The sequence below is a fragment of the Roseateles sp. P5_E8 genome (genome assembly GCF_054177665.1).
On sequence record NZ_JBGCUM010000038.1, the window covers coordinates 46,558 to 54,591 of the forward strand.

The 8,034-nt window shown below is 67.2% G+C and carries 5 protein-coding genes; 2 read left to right on the top strand and 3 right to left on the bottom strand.

Annotated elements, in window-relative coordinates:
* Nucleotides 1-20: 20 nt before the first annotated feature.
* Entirely contained in the window at nucleotides 21-2,294 is a 2,274-nt protein-coding gene (locus ACXRVZ_RS19575; protein WP_458232727.1) for an Orn/Lys/Arg family decarboxylase, read from the top strand.
* Between the two features lie 6 nt (nucleotides 2,295-2,300).
* Here ACXRVZ_RS19575 and ACXRVZ_RS19580 read toward each other — a convergent pair whose 3' ends face one another.
* Nucleotides 2,301-3,632 carry a DUF1501 domain-containing protein gene (locus ACXRVZ_RS19580; RefSeq protein ID WP_457425182.1) on the bottom strand — a complete coding sequence of 444 codons (1,332 nt, stop codon included), beginning with the start codon at nucleotides 3,630-3,632 and terminating at the stop codon, nucleotides 2,301-2,303.
* A 14-nt stretch (nucleotides 3,633-3,646) separates the two neighbouring features.
* Nucleotides 3,647-5,782, bottom strand: a complete 2,136-nt coding sequence (locus ACXRVZ_RS19585) for a DUF1800 domain-containing protein (RefSeq protein WP_457425184.1) — start codon at nucleotides 5,780-5,782, stop codon at nucleotides 3,647-3,649.
* Between the two features lie 398 nt (nucleotides 5,783-6,180).
* Between ACXRVZ_RS19585 and ACXRVZ_RS19590 the strand changes: the two genes are divergently transcribed.
* Nucleotides 6,181-6,867 carry a PEP-CTERM sorting domain-containing protein gene (locus ACXRVZ_RS19590; RefSeq protein ID WP_457425186.1) on the top strand — a complete coding sequence of 229 codons (687 nt, stop codon included), beginning with the start codon at nucleotides 6,181-6,183 and terminating at the stop codon, nucleotides 6,865-6,867.
* A gap of 10 nt (nucleotides 6,868-6,877) precedes the next feature.
* On the opposite strand, the gene fabI is transcribed toward ACXRVZ_RS19590, so the two are convergent.
* A complete protein-coding gene (fabI, locus tag ACXRVZ_RS19595) occupies nucleotides 6,878-7,657 on the bottom strand; it encodes an enoyl-ACP reductase FabI (protein WP_457425188.1) in 780 nt (259 codons plus the stop codon).
* Nucleotides 7,658-8,034: the final 377 nt, after the last annotated feature.

Sequence of the window (8,034 nt, forward strand, 5' to 3'; positions counted from 1 at the left end):
CCGCCCGCTGGAGGCTGCCCATGATCCGTTTTCACTTTCCCGTCGTCATCATCGACGAGGACTACCGCTCCGAGAACACGTCGGGCCTGGGCATACGCGCGTTGGCCGAGGCCATCCAGAAGGAGGGCATGGAGGTGCTGGGCGTGACGAGCTACGGCGATCTGTCGCAGTTTGCCCAGCAGCAAAGCCGCGCCTCGGCCTTCATTCTGTCCATCGACGACGAGGAGTTCACGCCCGGCCCGGAGATGGACCCGGTGGTGCTGAACCTGCGCAAGTTCATCCAGGAGATTCGCAACCGCAACCCGGACATCCCCATCTACGTCTACGGCGAGACGCGCACCAGCCAGCATCTGCCTAACGACGTGTTGCGTGAGCTGCACGGCTTCATCCACATGTTCGAGGACACGCCGGAGTTCGTGGCCCGCCACATCATCCGCGAGGCCAAGAGCTACCTCGATGGCCTGGCACCGCCGTTCTTCAAGGCGCTGATGGAATACGCCCAGGACGGCTCCTACTCATGGCATTGCCCCGGTCACTCGGGCGGCGTGGCCTTCCTGAAGAGCCCGGTCGGGCAGATGTTCCACCAGTTCTTCGGCGAGAACATGCTGCGGGCCGACGTCTGCAATGCCGTCGAGGAGCTCGGCCAGTTGCTGGACCACACCGGCCCCATCGCCCAGAGCGAGAAGAACGCGGCGCGCATCTTCAATGCCGACCACTGCTTCTTCGTCACCAACGGCACCAGCACGTCCAACAAGATGGTTTGGCACCACACGGTGGCGCCGGGCGACGTGGTCGTCATCGACCGCAACTGCCACAAGAGCAACCTGCACGCCATCATCATGTGCGGCGCCATCCCCGTCTTCATGACGCCGACGCGCAACCACTACGGCATCATCGGCCCCATCCCCGAGAGCGAGTTCAGCCCGGAGACCATCCGCGCCAAGATCGCCGCCAACCCGCTGCTGGCGCACATCGACCCTGCGACTGTCAGGCCGGCCATCGTGACGCTGACGCAGAGCACCTACGACGGCGTGCTCTACAACACCGAGACCATCAAGGCCAAGCTCGACGGCTACATCCCGACGCTGCACTTCGACGAAGCCTGGCTGCCGCACGCGGCCTTCCACGACTTCTACGGCCAGTTCCACGCGATGGGCAAGAACCGCCCGCGCCCCAAGGAAGCCATGGTCTACGCGACGCAGTCCACGCACAAGCTGCTGGCCGGCATCTCGCAGGCCTCGCAGGTGCTGGTGCAGGACTCGCAGAGTGTCAAGCTCGACAAGCACCTCTTCAACGAGGCCTATCTGATGCACACCAGCACCAGCCCGCAATACTCGATCATTGCGAGCTGCGATGTGGCGGCCGCCATGATGGAACCACCCGGCGGCACGGCGCTGGTGGAGGAGAGCATCCGCGAGTCCCTGGACTTCCGCCGCGCGATGCGCAAGGTCGAGGCCGACTATGCCGAGGACTGGTGGTTCAAGGTCTGGGGGCCGGACTTCCTGCGTGCCCAGGACGACCATGGCAGCCGGCCGGTGGCCGCCGACTGGATGCTGCACGCGGACGAGGACTGGCATGGTTTCGGCGGCCTGGCCGAAGGCTTCAACATGCTGGACCCGATCAAGTCCACCATCATCACGCCCGGGCTGGACATGGAAGGCCGCTTCGCCGCGTCCGGCATTCCCGCCTCGGTCGTCACCAAGTTCCTCGTCGAACATGGCGTCGTCGTCGAGAAGACGGGCCTGTACTCGTTCTTCATCATGTTCACCATCGGTATCACCAAGGGCCGCTGGAACACGCTGTTGACCGCGCTGCAGCAGTTCAAGGACGACTACGACAAGAACGCGCCGCTGTGGCGCATCCTGCCGGAGTTCTGCGCCAAGTTCCCGAAGTACGAGCGCATGGGCCTGCGCGACCTCAGCCAGTCCATCCACGCGGCCTATGCCGAGGGCGATATCGCACGGCTGACGACGGACATGTATTTGTCCAACCTGCAGCCGGCCATGACGCCGACCGACGCCTACGCCCACATCGCGCAGCGCCGCACCGAGCGCGTCGGCATCGACGAGCTGGAAGGCCGCATCACGACCTCACTGCTGACGCCTTACCCGCCCGGCATCCCGCTGCTGGTGCCCGGCGAGCGCTTCAACAAGAAGATCGTCGACTACTTGAAGTTCACGCGCAGCTTCAACTCGAAGTTCCCGGGCTTCGCGACAGATGTGCACGGCCTCGTGCACGAGATCGACGAGGAGACGGGACGCGGCCATTACTACGTCGACTGCGTCAAGGCCTGATCCGCATCAGGCCATGAAGCCCAGGTCCTGTGGCGCGAAGGCGCCCAGGGCCGGGAAGGCGGTGTTGAGGCCCGCCGCATCGACGCCGAACCAGCGTGCCAGCGTGGCGCCGAACTGCTCCAGCGACGTGCTCGGGATCAGCGCGCCGCGGCTGCCCGAGTCGTCCACGCCGCCCAGCGCGGGGTAAGGGAAGCGGCCATAGACCTGGCCGCCCTTGACCGCGCCGCCGAGAATGAGGTGATGGTTGCCCCAGCCGTGGTCGCTGCCCGAGCCGCTGGGCTGCAGCGAGCGGCCGAACTCGCTCTGCGTGAAGCTCGTGACGAGCTGCGAGACCCCCAACTCCACGGTCGCGTTGTAGAAGGCGCCCATCGCGTCGCCCAACTGGCGCAGCAAGTCCCACTGCTGCCAGCTCTGGCCGCTGTGGGTGTCGAAGCCGCCGAGCTGCACGAAGAACACCTGGCGACGCACGCCCACGCTGCCGCGCAGCGCGAGGACCCGCGCGACCTGCTGCAGCTGGCGGCCGAGGTCGGTGCCGGGGAAGACGGTGTTGACCGTCCCCGCGCCGCTGCTGCGCAGCAGCGCGCCGAGACTGAGTGCATCACGCCTGACCTGGTTGGCCGCCTGGATCAGCTTCACGCCGCCGTCCAGCGCCAGGATTTCGTTCAGCGCCTGGGCCCGCGCGGCCGTGGCCGAGGCCGGCCAGGTGCTCATGCCGCTGACGTCGAGGTTGAAGCCCGGCACGAGGCTGGCGCTGGGCACTTGCGCGCCGTTGGCGAACAAGGCGCCGCCGGCCATCGACACGGCAGCCGGGAAGCGCGACGTGCCGTTGCGCGCGACAACGGCATCCGCCGTGCGGCCGCCCCAGCCGGTGCCGCCGCCGCTGCCATTGCCGGCCTGGGTCTGCTGCATCTGGTCGGAGTGCGAGAACAGGTTGGCGGGCAGCGTCGCCGTGCCGGCAAGGATCTGCGCACGCGTCGTCGGCGCCAGCAGCGGGCCGACGTTGGCGATTGCCCCGAGCTTGCGTTGCGCCCACAGCGGGTGGATGGTCTGCAGGCCCGAGTTCAGCGCATAGGGCAGGCCATCGGTCGTCGTGATGGGCAGCAGGCTGGCGGACTGGCCGGGTAGCGCCAGGCCGCCGCGCAGGCTGCGGTAGGCCGCGTAGGCGGCGGTGCTCTGCGGGACGAGCACGTTGTGCCCGTCGCAGCCGCCGGCCAGGAAGATGCAGACCAGGGCGCGGTAGTCCTCCGTGCCTTGCGCGAGGCTGGGCAGGGCGGGCACGGCGGTGAGGGCGCAGGCGGCGCGCAGCAGCGCGCGACGGGTCGTGTTGTGCGAGGTCATGGCGTCGTCCCCTCTCAATGTTGGATGGCGTGCTGGCCGGACAGCAGCGTCAGGTACAGCGCCGTCTGCATGCGCTGCGTCGCGTCTGACTGCGCGTTGATCGCGTTCGCCAGACTCTGTCGCATGGCGCTCGGCATGCGGCCCCACAGCAGCTGCTGGTCCACCGCATTGATCAGTGCCGTCGTGTCGCCCGCGACCGCCGTGAACGGCAGCAGGTTGATGCGCATGTTGGCGCCCGGCTGGGTCAGCAGGCTCCACATGAAGTTGCCGCGCAGCGTGGCCTCGGTGGGCGTGTAGATCTGGAACTCGGGCGCGGCCAGCGTCGTCTGCGGCAGGCGGAAGAGCTGCGAGTAATGGCCGAAGACCGACGGTGGCGTCAGCGGCGTCTGGCCCGTGCGGCCGATCTCCCAGCCGAGGGCGTTGCCAGGCTGGAAACCGCCGTTCAGCGCCCGCAAGGTGGCGGCGATGTGCTGCATCGGGTCCCGCAGCCGGCCGTCGTTGGTGGCGGCCGTGTCGTTGCGCGCTTCGGCGTCGAGCAGGATGGCCCGCACCACGGCGCGCAGGTCACCGCGCACGCCGCTGCCGTTGTTGATGAAGACGGCGGCGACGCGCTGCACGTACGCAGGGCTGGGGTTGCTTTTGACGAGCTGGCGTATCAGCCGTTGCGACACGAAGGGCGCCGTGTTGGCGTGCTGGAACAGGCAATCCAGCGTGGCCTTCAGGTCGGCGTCCGCGCCCTGGCTGGCGGACAGGTTGCAGCCGAGGAAGCTTTTGGCCCGCTGGTCGTGGTTGGCCTCGCGCAGCACCATCGGCCCGCTGAAGTTCTCCCAGTTGTTGGCGCCAGTGCCGACGTAGGTCCAGCCCGTCAGCGCCAGCGCGATCTGCTGGACGGTGCTCTGGTCATAGGTCGGGATGGGCCGGCCCCACAGATCGAGCTGTGGGCTGCCGTCGGCGTTCAGCCTGACGAGGCCGATGGTGAACAGCTGCGTCAGCTCCCGCGCGAAGTTCTCGTTCGCGGCGGAGGCGCCGAGCGGCTTGTTGCTGTTGGCCAGGTCCAGGTACTTGCCCATCTGCGGGCTGCGCGCCACCTCCTCCAGCAGCGCGCGGTAGTTGCCGAAGGCGTGCTTGCTCAGCGTGCGCAGATGCGGCACCAGCTCGTTGGGGTAGATGTTCTTGTTGGCCGAGACGACGATGACCTGGGCCAGCGCATAGGCCACACGCTGGCGCAACTGGTCGGGCGCGTCGGTCAGGCGGTTCAGCATCTGGGACGACACCGTGGACGTGCCGTTGTCGTTGGGCAGCGCGATGGGCGTCTCGGGCAGCGCGAACTGCTCGTTGAGCCAGGCGTCGGCCCCCAGGCTCTGCACACGGGCGACGGCCGTGGCGTTGGGGCCAAAGCTGGCCTGCTCCAGCAGGCGCGCCGCCGCAAGGTTGGCCGTGCCCTGGCCCGGGCCGGGCGCAGGTGAAGGGGCCGGCGCGGGTGCAGGCGTTGGTGCGGGTGCCGGGGAGGGCGTTGGAGCCGGTGCGGGCGCTGGCGCAGTGGCCGACACGCTGAGGTTGACGACATCCGAACCGATGCTGCCCAGCCCCGTCGCCCAGACCTGCACCGGCTGGCTCTTGCCCAGCCAGGTGCTGGGCGCCACGGCCGCAGCTTGAAGCTGGGTGGCCGAGAGCCGCGTCACCGTTGCCTGCACATCGCCGATCTTCACGGCCACGTTCGCAGGGAAGGATGCGCCATTCAACCTGATCGTGAACGCACCCACCGGCACGCTGGCCGGGCTGAGGCTCCAAAGCCGAGGCTGTACCTGGGTCACGGTCAGCGTGATGCTGCCGGACTTGGCTGGGTAGGCCGTGCTCGTCGCCTTCACGATGACGTTGTTGGCCATGGGCACGGCGGCCGGCGCCACGTAGCGCCCCGTGCTGTCCACAGTGCCGATGCTGGCATTGCCGCCGGCAATGTCGTTGACGCTCCAGCTCACCCCGTTCGGCGACAGCGGCACGTAGGCCGTGAGCTGGCGCGTGCTGCCTATGGGCAGGCTGCCGCTGCTGTAGACGGTGATGGTCTGCGCAAGCAGCGGATTGGCGCCAAGGCCACCGAGCAAGGTCAGCGTGGCAAGGCGGCCAAGACGTAACGGTTGGAAGGCGGGCATGGGTGGCTCCGGGAGGCGACCGCTGCAGGCGTGCAACGCCCGTGCCTGAGTAAAACCGGCCAAAACTGACCAGATGTGTCGCCTTTCGGCCTTGCCCCGCCGCGCAGCTGACGAGATTTGTCGCAGGCCGACCAGTCGTGTCAGATCTGGGGCCGTCGCCACCCGTATTCGTGGATGTCACCAGATGTGAGGCTGTTACAGGCCTGGCGCCCATATGCCTAGAACTAGGGTGTCGGGCGAAATGACATAACCGGCCGCGGTTCCGGGCGCGCTGCGCCTGTAGGGAATCCGGAGCGCCTAAAAGCGATGACGGAGCAGCCACTTGCCGGAGCTAGGGGGGCGGTCTGGCATGGGCTATGCGCCCAGGGATGGCGTCCACCACTGTTTGAGAATCCCCCATGAGAGCAACTTACAAACTCCTCGCCGCTGCGGCGGCGCTTGCGATGGCTTCGGCAGCCCAGGCCGTGCCGGTCGCCTTGACCAAGCTGTCAGGCATCACCGGTGGCACGCTGGCCGGCACGGCGGTCTACAAGGCCGACCTGTCCGCCGTCGGCCTCTTGAGCATCCTGTCCATTGGCATCCGCGACAACAGCGCCCTGCTCGGCGGTTCGCCGGGCCAGTTCTCGGGCTTCGACCTCGACGCCATCAAACTGTCGATGACCGACTGTGCTGACGCCGCCTGCGCCAGCGCAGCGGTCGGTTTGTCGGTGTTCGACTTCACGACCGGCACCGTGTTCTCAGCCGGCGCCCAGCGCGCGCCGGCCGATGCCAAGCTCTTTGGCACGGATGGCTCGGGCATGGCGGCCGACAACGCCGTCGCGACGCTGGGCCTCTTTGATGCCGAGAACACGACCGTCACGCCCGCCGGCTTTCTGAGCATGGGCGACAACGGCGCCATCGACTTCAACCTGACCGCAGCGGTCACGGCGGCCGGTCTATTCCTCTACATCGGCGAGGTGGGCGACAACGGCGAGGTCGCAGCCGGCGCCATCGTCGTGCGCGACACGAACTCGGTGCCCGAGCCCACCGGCCTGGCGCTGCTCGGGTTGGCCGCAGCGGGCTTCGCCTCCCGGCGCCGCCGCTGAAGCGACCGGCTTATTCGCCGGCCATCGCGATCTGGCTGAAGCCGCCGTCCACGTAAGTGATTTCGGCGCTGATGCCGGCCGCGAGGTCGGACAGCAGGAAGGCGGCGGTGTTGCCGACGTCGTCGATGGTCACGTTGCGGCGGATCGGCGCCTGGGCCGCGAACTGGCCCAGCAGCTTGCCGAAGTCCTTGATGCCGGAGGCCGCGAGCGTCTTGATCGGGCCGGCCGAGATGCCGTTCACCCGCACGCCCTTGGGACCCAGCGCCTGCGCCAGGTAGCGCACGCTGGCCTCCAGGCTGGCCTTGGCCAGGCCCATGGTGTTGTAGTTGGGCACGATGCGCAGAGCGCCGAGATAGCTCAGCGTCAGCAGGGCGGAGCCGGCGCGTAGGCGCGGCGCGGCCAGTTTGGCCATGGCTGGGAAGCTGTAGGCCGAAATATCGTGGGCGATGCGGAAGTTCTCGCGCGTCATGCCTTCGAGAAAATCGCCGGCAATCGCTTCGCGCGGCGCAAAGCCAATCGAATGAACGAAGCCGTCGAACTCGGGCCAAACCTCACCGAGTTGATTGAAGAGCGCTTCCAGTTGCTCGTCGCTGGTCACGTCGCAGTCATAGATCAGCTGCGAACCAAACTCGGCCGCGAACTCGGTGATGCGCTCCTTGAAGCGTTCGCCCTGGTAGCTGAAGGCCAGCTCGGCGCCTTCGCGGTGGCAGGCCCGGGCGATGCCGTAGGCGATGGAGCGGTTGGACAGCACGCCCGTGATCAGCAGCCGCTTGCCGGCGAGAAAGCCCATTCTTGTCTCCTGTGAGGTCTCAAACAGCCTCAGATTCTGTCACGCGCAGCGGCCGGCGGCTTGCCGGCATGGGACTTGCACCGTACAATCCGACTTTCACCGAAAACGAGGCTAGCCCCTCGCCAGCCCCGGACGACATCCCCCGGAGCTGGCCATCATTGGTTTTTGTGAAACGAGTTGGGCGGATTCATCCAGCCCATTTTTTTTGCTTTTTCGCTTTTCTTCTAGATCTAAACCCGCCCCCGCATGAGTTGGCAAACCGCTGTGGAAACGACCGTGACCGGACTCGGTTACGAACTCGTGGACTGCGAACGCAGTGCCAGTGGTGGAACGCTGCGCGTGACGATTGACAAGCTGGGCCCGCAAGTGGGTGCCGG

Bases quoted from the DNA above. Each gene is read 5' to 3' on its own strand.
- ACXRVZ_RS19575 (WP_458232727.1), top strand. From the start codon at position 21: ATGATCCGTTTTCACTTTCCCGTCGTCATCATCGACGAGGACTACCGC.
- ACXRVZ_RS19580 (WP_457425182.1), bottom strand. From the start codon at position 3,632: ATGACCTCGCACAACACGACCCGTCGCGCGCTGCTGCGCGCCGCCTGC.
- ACXRVZ_RS19585 (WP_457425184.1), bottom strand. From the start codon at position 5,782: ATGCCCGCCTTCCAACCGTTACGTCTTGGCCGCCTTGCCACGCTGACC.
- ACXRVZ_RS19590 (WP_457425186.1), top strand. From the start codon at position 6,181: ATGAGAGCAACTTACAAACTCCTCGCCGCTGCGGCGGCGCTTGCGATG.
- fabI (WP_457425188.1), bottom strand. From the start codon at position 7,657: ATGGGCTTTCTCGCCGGCAAGCGGCTGCTGATCACGGGCGTGCTGTCC.